Annotated in this window: 17 protein-coding genes; 12 read left to right on the top strand and 5 right to left on the bottom strand. The window is 64.6% G+C overall.

Going from position 1 to position 19,217, the window contains the following annotated elements; translation table 11 throughout:
• The first annotated feature begins 98 nt into the window (after positions 1 to 98).
• From I3J27_RS19120 to I3J27_RS19110, 3 genes are read left to right on the top strand one after another with little or no spacing between them, the layout of a single operon-like run.
• Positions 99 to 626, top strand: a complete 528-nt coding sequence (locus I3J27_RS19120) for a phage tail protein (RefSeq protein ID WP_270172429.1) — start codon at positions 99 to 101, stop codon at positions 624 to 626.
• Positions 627 to 657: 31 nt separating this feature from the next.
• Complete coding sequence (locus I3J27_RS19115) at positions 658 to 1,200, top strand: phage tail protein (protein ID WP_270172427.1); 543 nt, start codon at positions 658 to 660, stop codon at positions 1,198 to 1,200.
• A 9-nt stretch (positions 1,201 to 1,209) separates the two neighbouring features.
• A complete protein-coding gene (locus tag I3J27_RS19110) occupies positions 1,210 to 1,755 on the top strand; it encodes a GNAT family N-acetyltransferase (RefSeq protein WP_270172425.1) in 546 nt (181 codons plus the stop codon).
• Here I3J27_RS19110 and I3J27_RS19105 read toward each other — a convergent pair.
• Positions 1,724 to 2,680, bottom strand: coding sequence for an alpha/beta fold hydrolase (locus I3J27_RS19105; RefSeq protein ID WP_270172423.1), 957 nt, complete (start codon positions 2,678 to 2,680; stop codon positions 1,724 to 1,726). The two genes, I3J27_RS19110 and I3J27_RS19105, sit on opposite strands and share 32 nt — an antisense overlap.
• Before the next feature lie 153 nt (positions 2,681 to 2,833).
• Here I3J27_RS19105 and I3J27_RS19100 point away from each other — a divergent pair, with 153 nt between their 5' ends.
• The 9 genes from I3J27_RS19100 to I3J27_RS19060 all read left to right on the top strand — a co-directional run bounded on the left by I3J27_RS19100 (position 2,834) and on the right by I3J27_RS19060 (position 12,549).
• A complete protein-coding gene (locus I3J27_RS19100; RefSeq protein WP_270172421.1) occupies positions 2,834 to 4,096 on the top strand; it encodes a D-alanyl-D-alanine carboxypeptidase family protein in 1,263 nt (420 codons plus the stop codon).
• Positions 4,097 to 4,098: 2 nt separating this feature from the next.
• On the top strand, positions 4,099 to 4,785 hold the full coding sequence (gene tmk, locus I3J27_RS19095; protein WP_270172418.1) for a dTMP kinase: 687 nt from the start codon (positions 4,099 to 4,101) through the stop codon (positions 4,783 to 4,785).
• Positions 4,782 to 5,828, top strand: coding sequence for a DNA polymerase III subunit delta' (locus I3J27_RS19090; protein WP_270172416.1), 1,047 nt, complete (start codon positions 4,782 to 4,784; stop codon positions 5,826 to 5,828). Before tmk ends, I3J27_RS19090 begins: the two co-directional genes overlap by 4 nt.
• A 46-nt stretch (positions 5,829 to 5,874) precedes the next feature.
• The gene (gene metG / locus I3J27_RS19085; RefSeq protein ID WP_270172414.1) at positions 5,875 to 7,863 is read left to right on the top strand and encodes a methionine--tRNA ligase; all 1,989 of its coding nucleotides are present in this window, start codon (positions 5,875 to 5,877) and stop codon (positions 7,861 to 7,863) included.
• A gap of 12 nt (positions 7,864 to 7,875) precedes the next feature.
• A complete protein-coding gene (locus I3J27_RS19080; protein WP_270172411.1) occupies positions 7,876 to 8,652 on the top strand; it encodes a TatD family hydrolase in 777 nt (258 codons plus the stop codon).
• Between the two features lie 13 nt (positions 8,653 to 8,665).
• Entirely contained in the window at positions 8,666 to 9,463 is a 798-nt protein-coding gene (locus I3J27_RS19075; RefSeq protein WP_270172409.1) for an MBL fold metallo-hydrolase, read from the top strand.
• Between the two features lie 205 nt (positions 9,464 to 9,668).
• The gene (locus I3J27_RS19070; RefSeq protein WP_270172407.1) at positions 9,669 to 10,217 is read left to right on the top strand and encodes a TRAP transporter small permease; all 549 of its coding nucleotides are present in this window, start codon (positions 9,669 to 9,671) and stop codon (positions 10,215 to 10,217) included.
• Positions 10,218 to 10,219: 2 nt separating this feature from the next.
• Entirely contained in the window at positions 10,220 to 11,533 is a 1,314-nt protein-coding gene (locus I3J27_RS19065) for a TRAP transporter large permease (RefSeq protein WP_270172404.1), read from the top strand.
• A 38-nt stretch (positions 11,534 to 11,571) separates the two neighbouring features.
• Entirely contained in the window at positions 11,572 to 12,549 is a 978-nt protein-coding gene (locus tag I3J27_RS19060) for a TRAP transporter substrate-binding protein (RefSeq protein ID WP_270172403.1), read from the top strand.
• 69 nt (positions 12,550 to 12,618) lie between these two features.
• On the opposite strand, the gene I3J27_RS19055 is transcribed toward I3J27_RS19060, so the two are convergent.
• From I3J27_RS19055 to I3J27_RS19040, 4 genes are all read right to left on the bottom strand, one after another.
• Complete coding sequence (locus I3J27_RS19055) at positions 12,619 to 14,019, bottom strand: autotransporter outer membrane beta-barrel domain-containing protein (protein ID WP_270172401.1); 1,401 nt, start codon at positions 14,017 to 14,019, stop codon at positions 12,619 to 12,621.
• A gap of 238 nt (positions 14,020 to 14,257) precedes the next feature.
• Positions 14,258 to 15,907 carry an acyl-CoA synthetase gene (locus I3J27_RS19050; protein ID WP_270172399.1) on the bottom strand — a complete coding sequence of 550 codons (1,650 nt, stop codon included), beginning with the start codon at positions 15,905 to 15,907 and terminating at the stop codon, positions 14,258 to 14,260.
• Positions 15,908 to 15,929: 22 nt separating this feature from the next.
• On the bottom strand, positions 15,930 to 17,819 hold the full coding sequence (locus I3J27_RS19045) for a TRAP transporter large permease (RefSeq protein ID WP_270172398.1): 1,890 nt from the start codon (positions 17,817 to 17,819) through the stop codon (positions 15,930 to 15,932).
• 30 nt (positions 17,820 to 17,849) lie between these two features.
• On the bottom strand, positions 17,850 to 18,869 hold the full coding sequence (locus tag I3J27_RS19040) for a TRAP transporter substrate-binding protein (protein WP_270172396.1): 1,020 nt from the start codon (positions 18,867 to 18,869) through the stop codon (positions 17,850 to 17,852).
• Positions 18,870 to 19,217 lie beyond the last annotated feature (348 nt).

Genomic DNA, 19,217 nt, shown 5'->3' with positions numbered 1-19,217 from the left:
TCCACGGACCAGATCCAACTTCAACGCTTCGAACCAATCGCGCGTCTTGTCCATCGGCACAGCCGGGCCGGCGCGCACAGAGAGAGGGACGTTTCGCGATGGCAGATCCGTTTATCGGCGAGATACGTCTGTTCGGATTTTCCCGGATTCCGATTAATTGGCTGGCCTGTGCCGGACAGTCGCTGCCGATCTCGCAATACGAGGCCCTTTATACGGTCATCGGCACGACCTATGGCGGCGACGGCGTGCAGACCTTCAATCTTCCTGATTTGCGTGGTCGCGTGCCGATCGGCCAAGGTGCTGGCCCGGGCCTTCCCATCTATGCGATCGGCCAAATTGCGGGAGAGGAGGAGCATACGCTGATTGAAGCGGAAATGCCGGTGCACAGCCATTCGCTGATGTCGTCGACGGCCACCGCCGACACGGCAACGCCGGGGTCGAGCGTGCATCTGGCAACGTCTTCATCCGGCAATCTCTATGCCCCGATTGCGAATGCCGCTCCCTACGTGACGATGGCTCCCTGTGTCGTCCCGGCAGGCAGGAGCATCGGACATAACAACATGATGCCGACCGTCGTCGCCAATTACTGCATCTGCATCGACGGCATTTTTCCGTCTTCGGGCTAGGTCACGCCCGCACTGTTTTGAGGAAAGCAACATGTCAGATCCATACGTCGGCGAAATTCAGGTATTTCCGTTTGCCTTTGCGGTTGGCGGCTTCAACAATGTCTGGCTGCCTTGCTTCGGACAGCTCCTCGCCATTCAAGCCTTTACGACGCTGTTCTCGCTGATCGGCACCAATTATGGCGGCAACGGCTCGACCAACTTTGCCTTGCCCAATCTGAACGGCTCGGTCGCGATCAGTCAGGGGACAGGAGCGGGTTTGCAGCCGCGCATCCTCGGCGAGACCGTCGGCAGCTCACAAGTCAGCCTGATCAGCGACAACATGGCGATGCACACGCACGCGCTGCAGCTAGGCAGCAGCTCGGCGCAAAACGCCGCGCCCGGCCCAGGGACGGGAATGAACATGGTGGCGCTCAATCCGGCGTTCAACGGCTTCGTGGATCCGCCCGGCAATCTCACCTTTTCGGTCAACGCAGTCACGATCACCGGGCAGGGGCTGCCTCACGACAATATGCAGCCGACCCAGGCCCTGATCTACTGCATTGCCTCTGGGGGAATATATCCGAGCTTCCCATAACGCGTGGGCATGAGCGACGACGGCGTGCCGTTCGGCCTTGTCCCGAGCGATCCGGATTTGCGACTGCGGCCGACCAACGCCGGTGACGAGCCGTTCACACGGCAGCTCTTCCGCGAGGTCAGGGGCGAGCAATTCATAGCCGCAGGACTGTCCGGGCCGATCCTCGAGCAGATCATCGAACAACAATTCCGCAGCCAGACGGCCGGCTACGCCGCACAATTTCCGGGCGCGATCTCGTTTATCGTCACACGAAATGATGCTGCGATCGGCCGGCTGCTGCTCGATTGCGCAAGCGAGCGCTGGCATATCATCGATGTCGCACTGCTGCCGGCCGCGTGCGGGCGCGGCATCGGGACCAGGATCATCGAAGCTCTCGAAGCGGGCGCAGGGCAGCGAGGTGTCGGAGCGCTGACGCTGATGGTGCTCGCAACCAATGGAGCGGCACGCCGGTTCTACCTGCGGCAGGGATTTGCCGAGGTCGGGCAGGCGGGGGCCTCCCACATCGCAATGAGAAAGACCTCGCCTAGTCCGCAGCTGCCTCGCGCAGGAACTTGAGCAGCGCAGCGTTGACCTCGTCGGGCCGCTCCTGCTGAACCCAATGTCCGGCGCCCTCGATGATCAGCTTTCGCGTCAGATTGGGCAGCACGCGCTCGAGCTCGTTGACGCGCTTGGCGCCGATCAGGCCGGTGATGACGGCGTCTTTCGAGCCGGCAATGAACAGCGAGGGCTGATGGATCTGCGCATCCTGCCAGGGCGCCGTCAGCTCCCAATTGCGGTCCAGGTTGCGATACCAGTTCAGCCCGCCACGAAAACCGGACTTGCGAAAGGTCTCGGTGAAATAGGCGAGATCAGCCTCGCTCAGCCAGTCCGGCAGCGGCTCGCCGGGAGTGCCGTGGTCGAGGAAGCCTCGGCCCTCCTGCACGAACATGGCAGCGCTGGGATCCGCAAGGCCGCGCCCGCCGAGCACGACACGCATGGTGCGGGCGACATCACGCTCGAACTCGGCCTCGGCGACGCCGGGCGGCTGGAAGTATTGCCAGTAGAAATTGGTGACCCCGTTCTGGTGCAGCAGATCGAGCGGCTTGCCGCGCCCCCTGAATGGCGGCGGCACGCTGAGGCCCGCCACGGCGGTGAAGATGTCGGGCCGGAACAGCGCCGCGTGCCAGGCCACCGGCGCGCCCCAGTCGTGGCCGACCACCATCGCCTTGCGCTCGCCGAGCGCCTGCACGAGGCCAACGACGTCGCCGACCGTGTCGAAGATCGAATAGGCGGCAACGTCCGCCGGCGCCGCGCTCTGGCCGTAGCCGCGCATGTCGGGAGCGACAACGTGGAAGCCGGCGTCCGCGAGCGCCGGGATCTGGTGACGCCAGGAATAGGAGAGTTCCGGCCAGCCATGGCACAACACCACCAGCGGACCTTGGCCGGCTTCGCGGATGAACAGATCGATCCCGTTGGCCTTGATCACGCGAGTGGACGACATCGCTTTTCCGCCTTGTTTCAGGGGTTTGGTCAAGAAATATGAGGTGCCACGATAGGGGCGCGGCGAGAATCGTGCAATCTCGGGTTCCGGCGGCCAGCCTCGTGTTGTTCGCATCGGTTCCTGCTGTTAGAACGCCGCTCTCAGGGCTTGGCCATGGCATTTCGTCTTTTTCCGCTCCGTCGCAGCCGGTTCTCCGCCGGAGCGCTGGTGCGCGGGCTGATTGCGACCATTCTGGTGGCGGGCATCGCCTGGGGCGGGGCGCTCTACGCCGCCAATCAGAGCATCCAGGGTGCGAAGAAGACGGAAGATTCCGGCTTCGATGGTGATGCCCCCACCGCGATCCTGATCGAGGCCTCCAGCGGCAGCGTGCTGTTCGAGAAGAACGCCGACGAGCTGCGTGCGCCCTCCAGCATGATGAAGCTGATGACGGCGGAGGTCGTCTTCAACGCCATCAAGAAGGGCGACATGAAGCTGACCGACGAGTACCGGATCAGCGAGAACGCCTGGCGCAAGGGCGGGGCGCCCTCAGGCGGCTCGACCATGTTCGCCGCCATCAACAGCAAGGTCTCGGTCGACGATCTCCTGCATGGTGCGATCATCCAGAGCGGCAACGATGCCTGTATTGCGCTGGCCGAAGCCATGGCGGGCAATGAGCGGATCTTCGCTGCCGATTTCATGACCAAGCGCGCCCGCGAGCTCGGCATGACCAAGTCGACCTTCGGCAATTCCAACGGCCTGCCCGATCCCGGCAACAAGATGACCGTGCGTGAGCTCGGCATCCTTGCCCGGCACATCATTCTCGACTTCCCCGAATTCTACAAACTGTTCGGCGAGAAGGAGTACACTTGGAACAAGATCCGCCAGCCCAACCGCAATCCGCTGCTCAATTCGATGGAAGGCGCTGACGGGCTGAAGACCGGCTACACCAAGGAGGGCGGCTACGGCATGGTCGGCTCGGCGGTGCAAAACGGCACGCGGCTGATCGTGGTCGTCAACGGGCTGGAAGATCCTGAGGATCGCGCGACGGAAGCCAAGAAGATGCTGGAATGGGGCTTTCGCAATTTCGAGACCCGCACCTTGATCGCAGCTGATCAGCAGGTGGGTTACGCCAAGGTGTTCGGCGGCGAGAGCCGTTCGGTCAAGCTCGTCGCCAAGACGCCCGTGAAGGTGATGGTGCACAAGAACGGCAGCGACAAGCTGATCGCGCGCATCGTCTATAGTGGCCCGGTGCGCGCGCCGATCGAGGTCGGCCAGAAGGTCGGCGTGGTCAAGGTCTGGCGCAGCGGCAACATCGCGGTGGAGACGCCGGTCTATGCGGCCGAGGCGATCGGCACCGGTTCGACCATGCGCCGCGCCATTGACGGCGCCAGCGAGCTTGTGATCGGTATGTTCCGAGCAGGCGCCGAGAAGCTCTGATCATGAGTGAGAACGCGGTACAGCGCCCGTCCGGACGCGGACGTTTCATCACCTTTGAGGGCGGTGAGGGGACGGGCAAGTCGACCCAGATCAAGAAGCTCGCCGACCGCCTCAAGGCGGCCAGGATGCGGACCCTCGTCACGCGCGAGCCCGGCGGCTCGCCGGGTGCCGAGATCATGCGCCACCTGGTGCTGTCGGGGATGGGCAAGCTGCTCGGGCCCGAAGCCGAGACGCTGCTGTTCGCCGCCGCGCGCGACGATCATGTGCGTACCGTGATCCAACCCGCGCTCAATCGGGGCGCCTGGGTGCTGTGCGACCGCTTCGCCGACTCGACGCGGGCCTATCAGGGCAGCCTCGGCCGCGTGCCGGTGGCGCTGATCAACGCGATGCAGCGGGTCACGATCGGCGATCTCAAGCCGGACCTCACCATCATCCTCGATCTGCCGGTCGAGATCGGATTGCAGCGTGCTGCCGTGCGCCGTGGCAGCGGCACGCCTGACCGCTTCGAGGGCGAGCAGCTCAGCTTCCACCAGGGCCTGCGCGAGGCCTATCGCAAGATTGCCGAGGACGATCCCGGCCGTTGCGTGCTGATCGACGCCAATTCCGACCCCGACACGGTCGCAGGGCGCGTCTGGACCGCGCTGCGCGATCGCCTGCTTCCGACGCCGGCCTCGGTGGTGTCCGCATGAGCCCGCGTCAGGCCGGGCGCGAGAGCGCCATTCCGCATCCGCGCGAGACGTCGACGCTGTTCGGCCATCGCGAGGCCGAGACGGCGCTGCTCGCGGCCTATCGCAGCGGGCGTATCCCGCATGCCTGGCTGATCGGGGGGCCGCAGGGGATCGGCAAGGCGACGCTGGCCTATCGCATGGCGCGCTTCGTGCTCGCCCACGGCCAGCCGCTGGCGCCCTTCGTGCAGCGCGCCGAAGACCTCGCGATCGACCCTGACGACGCCGTGGCGCGGCAGGTCGCGGCGAGCTCGCATGGCGGGCTGTTGACGCTCGAACGCACGGCCAACGACCGCGGCGTGATGCGCACCGTGATCACCGTGGACGAGACGCGCGAGACGATCGGTTTCTTCGGCTCGACCGCTGCGGCCGAAGGCTGGCGCGTCTGCATCGTCGACACCGTCGACGAGCTCAATCCGAATGCGGCCAACGCGCTGCTGAAGATTCTCGAGGAACCGCCGCAGCAATCGCTGTTCCTGCTGGTGAGCCACGCGCCCGCACGCGTGCTCGCCACGATCCAGTCGCGCTGCCGCAAGCTGCGCCTGCGCGCGCTCGCGACCGACGATGTGATTGGTGCAGCCGCCGCAACCGCCGATCTCGACCCGAATGATTCGGCGTTGCGCGAGGCCGCGGAAGCGTCCGAAGGCAGCGTCGCGCGGGCGCTGACGTTGCTCGGCGGCGATGCACTCAAGCTCCAGCAACGCACGGCGGCGATGCTGGCGCGACTGCCACAGGTCGACCCGCGCGAGTTACACACGCTCGGCGATTCGCTTCCCACCAACGACCGCGTCGCGCTTGCCGCCTTCGTCGACGGCATCGATCGCTGGATCGCGGAACGCCTGCACACCGACGAGGCCAATGCCAATCAGAACCTGCCGCGCCTTGCGCGCCTAGCTGAGGTATGGGAAAAGATCGTCCGCGCCGCGCGCGACACCGAAACCTACAATCTGGAGCGAAAGCCCTTGGTCTTCTCGGTGTTCGGCTGGCTGGCGGACGCAACGCGCTAGGCGCAGGTTCGTTTCCAAATTCGAGAAGCCGGTAAAGGAATTCGTCGTGGCAACGCGAGCTAAGAAAACTGCCAAGGGCAAGAGCAGCAAGGACAAGAAGAAGGCTGCTAAAAAGGCCGCGAAGAAGGCTGTGAAGGCCATTGCGCGCAAAGGTGCCAAGAAGGTCAAGAAAGCCACGAAGACCAAAAAGACGGCCGTCAAGAAGGGCGTGAAGAAGAGCGCTGCGAAGACGGCCAAGAAAGTCGGCAAGAAGGCTGCGAAGAAGCAGGTCGTCGCCAAGAAGGTCTCGAAGAAAAACGCCGCTACGAAGCCCGCCAAGGCTCCGGCGAAGAAGGTGGCCAAGAAGGCCGCAGCGCCCGCCGTGACCGCCGCACCGGCTCCCGTTGCCGCGCCGCCGAAGGCTGTGAAGCCCAGGGTGTCGAAGCCCAAGGCGCCGCCTGCGCCGAAGCCGGTCGCAGCTCCGCAGGCAGCCGCGCCCGTTTCAGCCCCCGCGCGCGATAATGTCTTCTACATCACGACCGCGATCGCGTACCCGAACGGCAGCCCGCATATCGGTCACGCTTATGAGGCGATCGCGACCGACGTGCTGGCGCGTTTCGCACGGCTCGACGGCAAGGAAGTGTTCTTCCTGACCGGCACCGACGAGCACGGCCTGAAGATGGTCCAGACCGCTCAGAACGAGGGTCTGACGCCGGCTGCGCTCGCGACCCGCAATGCCGGCCGCTTCAAGGAGATGGACGAGCGTCTGAACGTGTCGTTCGACCGCTTCATCCGCACCACCGAGGCGCAGCACCATCGCTCGACCCAGGAAATCTGGCGGCGCATGGAGGCGAACGGCGACATCTATGCCGACACCTATGCCGGCTGGTACTCGGTCCGTGATGAGGCCTATTACGCCGAGGATGAGACGCGCCTGAACGATGACGGCGTGCGGCTCGGGCCGCAGGGCACGCCGGTCGAATGGGTCGAGGAGAAGAGCTATTTCTTCCGCCTGTCCGCCTATCAGGACAAGCTGCTCAAGCTGTACGAGACGAAGCCCGACTTCATCGGTCCGGACTCCCGCAAGAACGAGGTGGTGAGCTTTGTCAGGGGCGGCCTGCGCGACCTCTCGATCTCGCGCACGACGTTCGATTGGGGCGTCAAGGTGCCGGGCGACGAAGAGCACGTGATGTATGTCTGGGTCGACGCGCTCACCAACTACCTCACCGGCGTCGGCTTCCCCGACGAGAGCGACACGAACTGGCGCTACTGGCCGACCGATGTGCACATCATCGGCAAGGACATCATCCGCTTCCATGCGGTGTACTGGCCGGCTTTCCTGCTATCGGCCGGGATCCCGCTGCCGAAGCGGGTCTACGCCCACGGCTTCCTGTTCAACAGGGGCGAGAAGATGTCGAAGTCGGTCGGTAACGTCGTCGACCCCTTCAACCTCGCCGACCAGTACGGCGTGGACCAGATGCGCTATTTCTTCCTGCGCGAGGTGCCGTTCGGACAGGACGGCAACTACAACCACGAAGCCATCGTCGCGCGCATCAACGCCGATCTCGCCAACGATCTCGGCAATCTCGCGCAACGCTCCCTGTCGATGATCGCCAAGCAACTGGGCGGCGTGCTGCCGGAGCCCGGCGCGTTCAGCGACAACGACAAGGCGATCCTGGCGATGGCCGACGGCATGATCGCCAGGTCGCGCGAGGCGATGGCGACGCAGCAGATCCATCACTGGCTCAATGCCGTGTGGGCCGTGGTCGCGGAGGCCAACCGCTATTTCGCGGGCGAGGCGCCGTGGGCACTCGCCAAGACCGATCCTGCGCGGCAGAAGACGGTGCTTTACGTCACCGCGGAAGTCGTGCGTCAGATCGCGATCCTGGCCCAGCCGGCGATGCCGACCGCATCTAGCTTGCTGCTCGACAGCCTCGGCATTCCCGAGGGCGAGCGGACCTTCGCGATGCTCGGTGGTGCCAAGCGCATCGCGCCCGGCTCGACGTTGCCGGCGCCGACACCGGCGTTCCCGCGCTACATCGAGCCTGCGGCGTAAGGTGCTGGCCCGATGCTGGTCGACAGCCACTGCCATCTGGATTTTCCCGACTTTGCGGAAGATCTCGACGGGATCGTGTCGCGGGCGCGTGCGGCCGGTATCGGGCGCATGGTCACGATCTCGACGCGGGTGCGAAAGCTCAATCAGCTTCTGGCCATCGCCGAGCGGTTCGACGACGTCTATTGCTCGGTCGGCACTCATCCGCACAACGCGGATGAGGAAGACGGCATCGCGCCGGACGAGCTGATCGGGCTGACGGAGCATCCCAAGGTCGTCGCGCTCGGCGAGGCCGGGCTCGACTATTTCTACGACAACGGCTCGCCGGAGGCGCAGGCGAGGGGCTTTCGCGCTCACATCGCCGCCGCGCGCGCGACCGGCCTGCCGCTCGTGATCCACACCCGCGAGGCGGACGAGGATTGCGGCCGCATCCTGGAGGAGGAGGCGGCCAAGGGATCGTTTCGGGCCGTGCTGCATTGTTACACGGGCGGGCGCGAGCTGGCGCTGAAGGCGGTGGCGCTCGGGCTCTATGTCGGCTTCACCGGCATCCTGACCTTCAAGAAATCGGAAGCCCTGCGCGCGCTTGCGGCCGAACTGCCGTCCGACCGTATTCTGGTTGAAACAGATTCACCCTATCTTGCGCCCGGCAAGTTCCGAGGCAAACGCAACGAGCCGGCCTATGTGGTCGAGGTCGCCAAGGTGCTGGCCGAAACCCGCGGCGTGACCCTCGAAGAGATTTCTCGCCAGACCACCGACAACTTCTTCCGGCTGTTCTCCAAGGTGAAAGCTTAAGGTTGGGAGCCACATGACGCTGACACTGACGATCCTGGGTTGCGGCTCCTCCGCCGGCGTGCCGCGCCCGGCGCTCGGCTGGGGTGCCTGCGATCCCAACAATCCAAAAAACCGCCGCCGCCGCTGCTCGCTGCTGGTCGAACAGACATCACACCACGGCACCACGCGCATCGTGATCGACACCGCGCCGGATCTCCGCGAGCAACTGATCGACACCAATGTCGATCACATCGATGCGGTGTTTCTGACCCATGAGCATGCCGACCAGACCCATGGCATGGATGATCTGCGTTCGGTCGTGCTCCACATGCGCAAGCGCATTCCGGTCTATTTCAACCAGTCGACCGCGAAAGACATCATGGCGCGGTTCTCCTATTGCTTCATCTCGCCGGAAGGAAGCGACTACCCACCGATCCTGCACCGGCATTCGATCGAGGCCGGCGAGAGCCGGATCATCAGCGGCAAGGGCGGGGACGTCTCGATGACCGCCTTCCTGGTTCAGCACGGCCAGATCCCCGCGCTCGGCTATCGCATCGGCAATGCCGCCTACACGCCCGACCTCAACGACATCCCGCGCGAGAGTTTTGGCGCGCTGGAAAATCTCGATGTCTGGATCGTCGACGGCCTGCGCTACACCCAGCATTCCAGCCATTTCAGCATCAACGACGCGCTGTCCTGGATCGAGCGCTTCAAGCCGAAGCGTGCCGTCATCACCAACATGACGGCCGACGTTGATTACGAGGTAATCCGACAGTCGCTGCCCGCGGGCGTGGTGCCGGCCTATGACGGGATGCGGCTGGAGACGCACTGAACCTGAGGTGGAAATTCCGGCACGGGGCGGCATACCCCTTGCTAGCGCGGGCTCCGTCATGTTGATCTAACGTCTGAAGGACAGGCGTTGGGCAGGGCGATATGCAAACGGGGGCTGGTGACACGTGATCACGGGAGCCGGTTGAATCGCCTCGGACGAGGATGGGGTCGCGTTGGCAGGAGACGATGTAACGAAGCAGGGACCAGTGCGGCGCGCTCTGGATCTCCTTTATCTCGGAGCGGGCTACGCTGCCGGCGTCTTCATGGTTGCGATCTTCGCCATCATGATGATCATGTCGGTCGGGCGGCAGTTTGCGATCAACATTCCCGCCGGCGATGATTTCGCGTCCTGGTGCATGGCTGCGATGGCGTTTCTCGGCCTCGCCCACACCTTCAAGCGCGGCGAGATGATCCGCGTCGGCCTGCTGCTGGAGCGCCTGCACGGGCGGACGAAGCAGATCGCGGAGATCGTGGCGCTCGGCATTGCGACCGCCTTCATTCTCTACTTCACCCGGCATGCGATTCAGATGACTTACGACTCCTGGCGCTTCAACGACGTGGCGCAGGGTGTAGTCGCGCTTCCGCTCTGGATTCCCCAGCTCGGCTTTGCCGGCGGACTCGTGATCCTGTCGATCGCGCTGATTGATGAAATGGTCAATGTCATCGCCGGCAACCGGCCGAGCTATGAGAAGGGCTCGCCCGACGAGACGCCGGACGAATTCATCGAGCGCATCTCGCAAGGCGGGGGCGGTTGACCATGGCCAATCTCGGCATGATCGAGCTGTCCTTCATCCTGCTCGGGGTCATGATCCTGTTGCTGGGAAGCGGCATCTGGATCGCGGTCTCGCTCGGGCTCGTCGGCTTCGTCGCGATGGCACTGACCACGAGCTTGCCGCTCGGCTCTGTGCTTGCGACCACGACCTGGAGCGCCAGCTCGTCCTGGACGCTGGCCGCCTTGCCGCTGTTCATCTGGATGGGCGAGATCCTGTTCCGAACCAAATTGTCGGAAGAGATGTTCCGCGGTCTGTCGCCGTGGGTGCAGTGGCTGCCCGGGCGCTTGACGCATGTGAACGTGATCGGCTGCGGCATCTTCGCGGCAGTGTCGGGCTCTTCAGCCGCGACCTGTGCGACCATCGGCAAGATCGCGCTGCCCGAGCTCGACAAGCGCGGCTACGACAAGGGCTTGAGCCTCGGATCGCTCGCAGGCTCCGGTACGCTCGGCCTCTTGATCCCGCCGTCGATTCCGATGGTGGTCTACGCGGTCACGGCGAACGTCTCCGTGCTTCAGGTGTTCCTCGGCGGCTTCCTGCCGGGCGTGCTCGTGATGGTGCTCTATTCCGGCTACATCATCATCTGGTCGCTGCTCAACCCGAAAAAGGTTCCACCGCGCGATCCGCCGATGCCATTCCGGCAGAAGCTGCGCGAGTCGGCCAAGCTCGCGCCTTGCCTGTTGTTGATCATGGCGGTCTTCTTCTCGCTCGTGCTGGGCTTTGCAACCGCGACAGAATGCGCCGCGTGGGGCGTCACTGGCGCGCTGCTGCTGGCGTGGTGGAGCGGCACGCTGACGCGCAAGAACTTCCTCGAGAGCATCATGAGCGCGACGCGCCTGACCTGCATGATCATGCTGATCCTCGCAGGCGCCGCCTACACCACGGCCGCGATGGCCTATACGGGCATTCCGGCCGCGCTCGCCACCTGGGTTCAGGGACAGCAGCTCACGCCGGGCATGCTCGCGCTGTATCTGAGCATCATGTACATTATCCTGGGTTGCCTGATCGACGGCATCTCGATGATCGTGCTGACCGCCGTCATCGTGCTGCCGATGGTCAAGCAGGCCGGTCTCGACCTGGTCTGGTTCGGCGTCTATCTCATCATCCATGTCGAGATGGCGCAGATCACGCCGCCGGTCGGCTTCAACCTGTTCGTGCTCCAGAACATGAGCGGCCGAGACACGTTCACGGTCGCGCGGGCCGCGTTTCCGTTCTTCGTCCTGCTGCTTGCCTCCGTATTCATCATCACGGAGTATCCGCAGATCGTGATGTTTTTGCCCAAGCTCGCCTTCCCAGACTGAGCGTACCTGTATTCAAATTGACTGTGAGGAGAAGTCCGATGAAGTCTCGTTTCGTCCGCGCAGGCCTGATCGCCGGCGCCATGCTGGCCGCGACGCCCGCTTTGGCCCAGACCAAATGGAATCTGCCGGCAGCCTATCCCGCCGACAATCCGCACTCTGAAAACCTGGTCGCTTTCGCCAAGGACGTCGATGCCGCCACGTCCGGCAAACTCCAGATCACGGTTCATCCCGGCGCCTCGCTGTTCAAGGCGCCCGACATCAAGCGCGCGGTGGTGACCGGGCAGGCGCAGATGGGCGAGGTGCTGTTGTCGATTCACGAGAACGAGGATCCGCTCTTTGGTGTCGACGTCGTGCCGTTCCTGGCAACCAGCTTCCCGGACGCGATGAAGCTGTATCAGGCCTCCAAGCCCGCGATTACGAAGAAGCTCGAGGCGCAGGGCCTCAAGCTGCTGTTCGTCGTGCCGTGGGCGCCGCAGGGTGTCTATGTCAACAAGCCGCTCGCGACGATTGAAGATATGAAGGGCCTGAAATGGCGCGCCTATAATGTCGGAACCGCGCGTATCGGCGAGTTGGTCGGCGCGCAGTCGGTCACGATCCAGGCAGCCGAATTGCCGCAGGCGCTCGCGACCGGTGTCGTGAACTCCTTCATGTCGTCGGGCGGCACCGGCTACGACGCGAAGGCCTGGGAGTCGCTCAAGTACTTCTACGACGTACAGGCCTGGGTCCCGAAGGACTATACCTTCGTCAACAAGGCCGCGTTCGACGCGCTCGACAAGCCGACCCAGGAGGCGATCCTGAAAGCTGCGGCAACGGCGGAGACGCGCGGCTGGAAGGCCTGGCAGGACAAGAGCACCTGGTACATCGATCAGCTCAAGGCCAAGGGCATGACGGTCGAGCCGCCGAGCCCGGCACTCAAGGCCGGCTTCCAGAAGATCGGCGAGCAGCTCACTGCCGATTGGCTCAAGAAGGCAGGGCCCGATGGCCAGGCGCTGATTGACGCCTACAAGAAGATGTGAGGACGGAGAGGGCGTCCGCTCGCCGCCGTCCGGCGTGCGGGCGGACGTCTTTCGTCGATCGCGGCTGGGTCACCACGCGTAGCGCAGGCTGGCCCTGCCGGTGTAGGAGCGGACCAGGCTCGACACTTCGCTGTCGAGGTTCGCCGAGGCCGACCAGCCGTTCAGGTCGCGCAGCTCGATTGCAACGCCGGTCAGCGCCGCGTTCGGCGCCAATGCCGTGCCGCCGACGATGAAGCCTTGGCCGGGCAGGGACCGGAACGCGGTCGGGATCGACTGCCCCGCGCTGAAATCGTGCGCCCACGCGAGCCGTCCGCGCAGGCTCATCATACCTCCAAGCAGCGCAAAGGACGTGCTCGTGCGCAGGCCGAGCTCGGCGCGGGTGTCGGTGAAGCTGTCGTTGCCGGCCGCCGAGGGAGACGGATCGGCGTAGGCTGGCTGCGCGGCATTGGAGGGCAAGCGGAAGGTGGTGATCTGCGCAGCCGCATAGGGTATGACGCCGAGTGAGGGCATGGCAAAACGATAGCCGCCTTCGAGGCGACCGGAATAGGCATTGGCATTGACCGCCACGTTGAGCTGGCTCGTGCCGGCCGGCGTGACCTGATAGTCGCCGGTGATGGCCTGCCAGCCATAGGCGAGCGCGGTTGCGACATAGGCCGGTCCGACCGAATGCCTGACGAAGGTGCCGGCCTGGAAAAGATCGGAACGGCCGCTGGAGAAGTTGTTGGCATAGCCGGTGCCGCCGCCGGCGAGCGCGAAGCCCATTCGCGTCTGCGGCGATAGTGAGTAGTCCGCGCCGACCACCGTGCCAAAACTCCGGCTGGCGGAGCCGCTGCCGCCGGTCGACACCTGCGAGCCGCCGAAGCCGGTGGCCCAGACGTTCCAGTGCGCGGACGCGAGCGAGGGTCTGCCGTAGATCGCTCCATAGGCTTCGCGTCCGATGCCGCCATGCGTCGGGTCGTTGCCGACATCGGCGTAGGCCGCGAGCTCCGCGTCAAGCTCCGCGGGGCCGATGCCGCGGCCGTCGATGGCGGGATCGAGCAAAGCTTGCGTGAACTGCGTCATCGCCAGGAACGTGGCCTGCGCCGTCTCGGGCCGCGAGGCGCTATCGGTGCCGCCGCTGAAGGACAGCCGCATGCCGACGAATCGCCCTCCGCCGGCAAAACCCTGCTGCGGTTCGCCGCTCCAGCCATAACCCGGCTGCATGCCACCGCCGCTGCCGCCGTTGCCAAACCAGGCGCCGGAGAAAGCCGATGTCTGCGGCCCGCCGAATGCGGCGCCGCCGAACGCGGGATTGGCAAAATTGTCGAAGCCATAGCCGGGCGCATTCGGTCCCGCGGCGGCATATCCCGGCATGCCCGCTGGGGCGCCGAAGCCGAACTCGCGCATGACTTGCGCCTCAGCCGCGCGCGGCAGCAGCAATCCGGCCGTCAATAGCAGCAGCGCCAGACGCGCGCACACGTCTGCGCTCAAGACACGAACCGCATGAAGCGCCCCAACAGCGCCGGTCGCCAGCCACGCAGCCCGCGCGGCGAATCATCTGGAATCAGCGAATCCGACGAGGCGGAATCGTAAATGCGTCTCTAATGTTTTCCAATCTTTTCCTGTCGTGTCCGAACGTCGTCGAACCTGCACGATCGGTTTCGGAACAACGCGCAATCGCTGCACAGGCCCGACTAAATGTTTCCAAATGTTTCTGAGTCCGCGGCAGTCAGGCCGAGATCGCCTTCACCGATCCAACCTCGTTGCGCAGCAGGAATTTCTGGATCTTGCCCGTGGACGTCTTCGGGATCGGTCCGAACACGACGGCCTTCGGCGTCTTGAAGCCGCTCATATGCGTGCGGCAGAAGGCGATGATGTCGGCCTCGGTCGCGCTGGCGCCGTCCTTCAGCTCGACGAAGGCGCAAGGAACTTCGCCCCATTTCGGATCGGGCTTTGCGACCACGGCTGCGAACAGCACGGCCGGGTGCTTGTAGAGGATGTCCTCGACCTCGACGGACGAGATGTTCTCGCCGCCGGAGATGATGATGTCCTTGGAGCGGTCCTTGATGGTGACGTAGCCCTGCGCGTCCAGCACGCCGAGGTCGCCGGTGTGAAACCAGCCGCCTTCGAACGCTTCCTTCGTCGCCTCCTCGTTCTTGAGATAGCCCTTCATCACGATGTTGCCGCGGAACATGACCTCGCCGATGGTCTCGCCGTCGCGCGGCACCTCTCGCATCGTTTGCGGGTCGATGACGGTGACGCCTTCCTCGAGCGGGTAGGGCACGCCCTGCCGCCGCTTCATGCGCGCGCGCTCGGCGGCAGGCAGATCGTCCCAGCCGGGCTGCTCCGCGCAGACGGAGGCGGGGCCGTAGACCTCGGTCAGGCCATAGACATGGGTCAGCTTGATGCCGATGTTCTCGGCGCCTTCGAGCACCGCGACCGGCGGCGCGGCGCCGGCGATCAAGCCGACGACGCGGCGGGCGGCATCGCCTTTCGGTGCATCGGGCGCGTTGATCAGCGTGTTGTAGACGATCGGCGCGCCGCACATGTGGGTGACGCCGTGCTGCTTGATCAGTTCGAAAATCTTCGTCGGCTCGACCTTGCGCAGGCAGACATTGACGCCGGCCGCGGCCGCGATGGTCCAGGGGAAGCACCAGCCGTTGCAATGAAACATCGGCAGCGTCCAGAGATAGACCGGATGCTGGCCGAGATTGCCGGCAAGGATGTTGCTGACGGCGTTGAGGTAGGCGCCGCGATGGTGGGTGACGACGCCCTTGGGATTTCCTGTCGTGCCCGAGGTGTAGCTCAGCGCGATGGCATCCCATTCGTCGCGCGGCAGGATGGCGGTGAACGCCGGATCGCCTTGCGCGACGGCGGCCTCATATTCGATCTCGCCGATGCGCTTGCCACCCTTGAACGCGGCATCGTCGACGTCGACGACGAATGGCTTCGGCCCCTTCATCTGCGCGAGCGCGTCGGTGATGACGCCTGAAAATTCCGGATCGACCAGAATGATCTTCGCGCCGCCATGGTCGAGCTGGAACGCGATCGAGGGCGCATCGAGGCGAATGTTGAGCGCGTTGAGCACGGCGCCGGTCATCGGCACCGCGAAATGCGCCTCGTTCATCGCCGGAATGTTCGGCAGCATCGCCGCCACGGTGTCGCCGACGCCGATGCCCTTGCCGGCAAGCCAGGACGCAAAGCGCTTGCAGCGCTCATGGGTCTGGTGCCACGTGAAGCTGCGGCCCTCATAGACGGTGCTGAATTGGTCGGGATAGACGGCGGCGCTGCGCGCAAGGAAGCTCAGCGGGCTCAGCGGCACGTAGTTGGCGGGGGTCTTGTCGAGGCCGATATCGTACTGGTTCTGCCGCTCGCTCATCGACATCCTCCTCGAGGCCGCCTTACAGGAATCCGATCGAAATCCAGGGGAAGATCGCGACGATGATCAATCCCACCAGCAGCGCCAGCAGATAGCCCCAGATCGGCCTGATGCCCTCGGCCGGATCGACGCGTCCGATGGCGCAGGCGGCATAATAGCCGACGCCGAACGGCGGGGCGAATAGCCCGATACCCATCGCCAGAATGATGATCATGGCATAGTGCACCTCGTGCACCCCGACGAGGCGCGCGATCGGAAACAGCAGCGGCCCGAACAACACGATCGCCGGGATGCCCTCCAGCACGCTGCCGAGGATCACGAAGGCCAGGATCGAGACCGCGATGAAGGTGGCAGGCCCACCGGGCAATCCGGTCATGGCTGAAGCCAGCGAGCGCGAGAAGCCTGATTGGGTCAGGCCCCAGGCCATCCCGGTCGCCGTGCCGATGATCAGCAGGATCGCGCCTGACAGCGCCGCGGTCTCGACCAGCATCGGAAACAGCCGCCGCCAGTCGAAGCGGCGGTAGACGAGGAGGCCGACCAGGGCGCCGTAGACGATGCCGATCGTGGAGACTTCGGTCGCGGTCGCAATGCCCTCGACCACGGCGTAGCGGATCACGAAGGGCAGCGCGAGCGCGGGCAGGGCGATGATGAAGGTCTTGCCGATCTCGGACGCCCTGGCGCGGCGGACATGGCTCATGTCCTCGTGGCGGTAGCGCCACCACACCAGCATGCAGAGCGTGATCGCGAGCACCACGCCGGGCAGCAGGCCGCCGGTGAACAGGGCGGCGATCGACACGCCCGTGACCGATCCGATCGTGATCAGCACGAGGCTCGGCGGAATGGTCTCCGTCTGGGCGCCGGTCGCCGCAAGCAGCGCGACGAGATCGCCCGGCTTGGCGCCGCGCTGCTTCATCTCCGGGAACAGCACCGGCGCGACCGCCGCCATGTCGGCGGCCTTGGCGCCGGAAATGCCGGAGACCAGGTACATGGCGCCGACCAGCACGTAATGCAGGCCGCCGCGGACGTGGCCGAGCAGGTTTGCGAGGAACGCCACCATGGCCCGCGCCATGCCGGTCATCTCGATCAGGAGCCCGAGGAATACGAACAGCGGCACCGAGAGCAGGATGAGGTGGCTCATGCCCTCGTCCATCCGCCCGACCAGCACCATCACCGGGGTGCGCGTGGTCAGCGCCAGATAGCCGAAGATCGCGAGGCCAAAGCCAAACGCAATGGGAACGCCAGCAAACACGCAGAAGCCGGCGACGCCGACGAAGAAGATGACGAGGTTGAGATTGCCGAGCGGTCGCAACAACGGTTCCGCCAGCCAGAACAGGCCGATCACGACGGCAACGGTGGCGACGGCCGCCGCGACCGTCCGGTAATCGGCCGCGCGCAGCAGCCGCAGCATAGCAAAGGCCACCATCAGGCCGATGCCGGCCGGCAGCGCGGCGGCGCGCCAGACGTTCGAGATCTGGAGCGCCGGCGTGGTGATGTAGCTTTCCTCGTAGGCATAGTCGCAGGACGGCCAGACGATCAGCACCAGAAACGCCAGCGCCGCGCAGGTCGCAACCAGATCGAGCCAGGCCCGCATCGCAGGCCGTGCGCTGGCGACGATCGCGGTCATGCGCATGTGCTCGGAGCGGTGGAACGCAACCGCCGCGCCGAGCATGGCGAGCCACAGGAACAGGATCGAGGCGAGCTCGTCCGACCAGATCAGCGGCCGGTGCAAACCGTAGCGTGCGACCACGCCGGCAAACAGGATCACGATCTCGGCGATGACCAGGATCGCCGCCGGGATTTCGACGAGGAGGCCGAGCGCGCGTTCGAGCGAAGTCAGCAGCGAAGGTCGGCGAGGGGACCGAGCAGTCGCCTCGCCCGCCACTTCGATCACTTCGACCTCGACATGAGCCATCCTGATACGAACCTCGGCGGCCCCAACGCGTTACGACAGCTTGCCGACAGCCTTTTCCAGCAGGTCCCAGGCCTGATCGCCATACTTGCCCTTCCACTCGGCATAGAAGCCGGCGGAGCGCAGCTTGTCGCGGAACGGCGCAACGGTCGGCTGGTTGAAGGTCAGGCCTTTGCCGGCCAGCTCCTGCTGGAGGTTGGCATTGAGCTTGGCGGTGTCAGCGCGTTCGTTGACGGCGGCGGCATTGATGTTCTTGGCGACGATCGTGCGCACGTCCTGTGGGAGCTTTTCCCAGGCTCTGCGGTTGGCCAGGAACCAGAAGCCGTCCCACATGTGGTTGGTCAGCGAGCAGTATTTCTGCACCTCGTAGAGCTTGGCGGTCGAGATGATCGCCAGCGGGTTCTCCTGGCCCTCGACGATCTTGGTCTGGAGCGCCGAATAGACCTCGCTGAAATTGATTGAGGCGGGCGCGGCGTCGAACGCCTTGAACATCGAGGTCCACAGCGGCGACACCGGCACGCGGATCTTGAAGCCCTTGAGGTCGTCAGGCCCGGTGATCGGCTTGCTCGACGACGTGGTCTGGCGGAAGCCGTTGTCCCAGATCTTGTCCATCACCTCGAGGCCGGCCTTCTTGATCTCGCCGCGGACATGGGCACCGAGGTCGCCGTCCATGGCCTTCCAGACCGTGTCGTAGTCCGGGAACGCGAAGCCGATGCCGTTGATGGACGCGGCCGGCACCAGGGTCGACAGGATCAGGCCGGACAGCGTGAAGAACTCGACGCCGCCGGAGCGGATCTGGCTCAGCATGTCGGTGTCGGACCCGAGCTGGTTGTTCGGGAAGATCTGGAGGTCGAACTTGCCGCCGGTCTCGCTCTTGATCGCGGCCGCCATCTCCTTGGCGCGCACGTTCAGCGGATGGGTGTCCGGCAGGTTGTTGGCGTATTTGTAGGTGAACTCGGCGGCCTGGGCACGGGCCACATAGGGCGCGCTGACGCCGCCAAAGACGGCAGTCGCGGCGGAGGCCTTGAGAAGCGTGCGTCGGGAAAAGCTCATGGGGTCTGCTTCCTCAGAAGTTTGTTCTTGTTGTGAGATGCAAACCTATACGGACGGAAGGCCTGAAGGTCATCTGCGATCTCGCGAGGCCACGCTTATTGCAGCCGGACATCGTTGCGGCAATATCGGCTTTCGGAGAGATGGCCGGACTCAGAAAACTGAAAAACAACCCCATGCACAGTAGCCGTCAAGGGCTGAGGTGATGGTCGCGGCGCGGACCGGAAATGGGGCTCAAGCGAAGGCATGATGGCAGGAGTTTCGGCTAAATGGCTGATCCAATTGTAGATAAATATATTCCATAATATACCTTATGCGAATTACGGATGTGGTCGTGCGCAGATCAGCCCG

Origin of the sequence: Bradyrhizobium xenonodulans, assembly GCF_027594865.1 — a bacterium.
GTDB lineage: Bacteria > Pseudomonadota > Alphaproteobacteria > Rhizobiales > Xanthobacteraceae > Bradyrhizobium > Bradyrhizobium xenonodulans.
This window is presented reverse-complemented; position numbering and strand designations above follow the sequence as displayed.

Bases quoted from the DNA above. Each gene is read 5' to 3' on its own strand.
- I3J27_RS19120 (WP_270172429.1), top strand. From the start codon at position 99: ATGGCAGATCCGTTTATCGGCGAGATACGTCTGTTCGGATTTTCCCGG.
- I3J27_RS19115 (WP_270172427.1), top strand. From the start codon at position 658: ATGTCAGATCCATACGTCGGCGAAATTCAGGTATTTCCGTTTGCCTTT.
- I3J27_RS19110 (WP_270172425.1), top strand. From the start codon at position 1,210: ATGAGCGACGACGGCGTGCCGTTCGGCCTTGTCCCGAGCGATCCGGAT.
- I3J27_RS19105 (WP_270172423.1), bottom strand. From the start codon at position 2,680: ATGTCGTCCACTCGCGTGATCAAGGCCAACGGGATCGATCTGTTCATC.
- I3J27_RS19100 (WP_270172421.1), top strand. From the start codon at position 2,834: ATGGCATTTCGTCTTTTTCCGCTCCGTCGCAGCCGGTTCTCCGCCGGA.
- tmk (WP_270172418.1), top strand. From the start codon at position 4,099: ATGAGTGAGAACGCGGTACAGCGCCCGTCCGGACGCGGACGTTTCATC.
- I3J27_RS19090 (WP_270172416.1), top strand. From the start codon at position 4,782: ATGAGCCCGCGTCAGGCCGGGCGCGAGAGCGCCATTCCGCATCCGCGC.
- I3J27_RS19080 (WP_270172411.1), top strand. From the start codon at position 7,876: ATGCTGGTCGACAGCCACTGCCATCTGGATTTTCCCGACTTTGCGGAA.
- I3J27_RS19075 (WP_270172409.1), top strand. From the start codon at position 8,666: ATGACGCTGACACTGACGATCCTGGGTTGCGGCTCCTCCGCCGGCGTG.
- I3J27_RS19065 (WP_270172404.1), top strand. From the start codon at position 10,220: ATGGCCAATCTCGGCATGATCGAGCTGTCCTTCATCCTGCTCGGGGTC.
- I3J27_RS19060 (WP_270172403.1), top strand. From the start codon at position 11,572: ATGAAGTCTCGTTTCGTCCGCGCAGGCCTGATCGCCGGCGCCATGCTG.
- I3J27_RS19050 (WP_270172399.1), bottom strand. From the start codon at position 15,907: ATGAGCGAGCGGCAGAACCAGTACGATATCGGCCTCGACAAGACCCCC.
- I3J27_RS19045 (WP_270172398.1), bottom strand. From the start codon at position 17,819: ATGGCTCATGTCGAGGTCGAAGTGATCGAAGTGGCGGGCGAGGCGACT.
- I3J27_RS19040 (WP_270172396.1), bottom strand. From the start codon at position 18,869: ATGAGCTTTTCCCGACGCACGCTTCTCAAGGCCTCCGCCGCGACTGCC.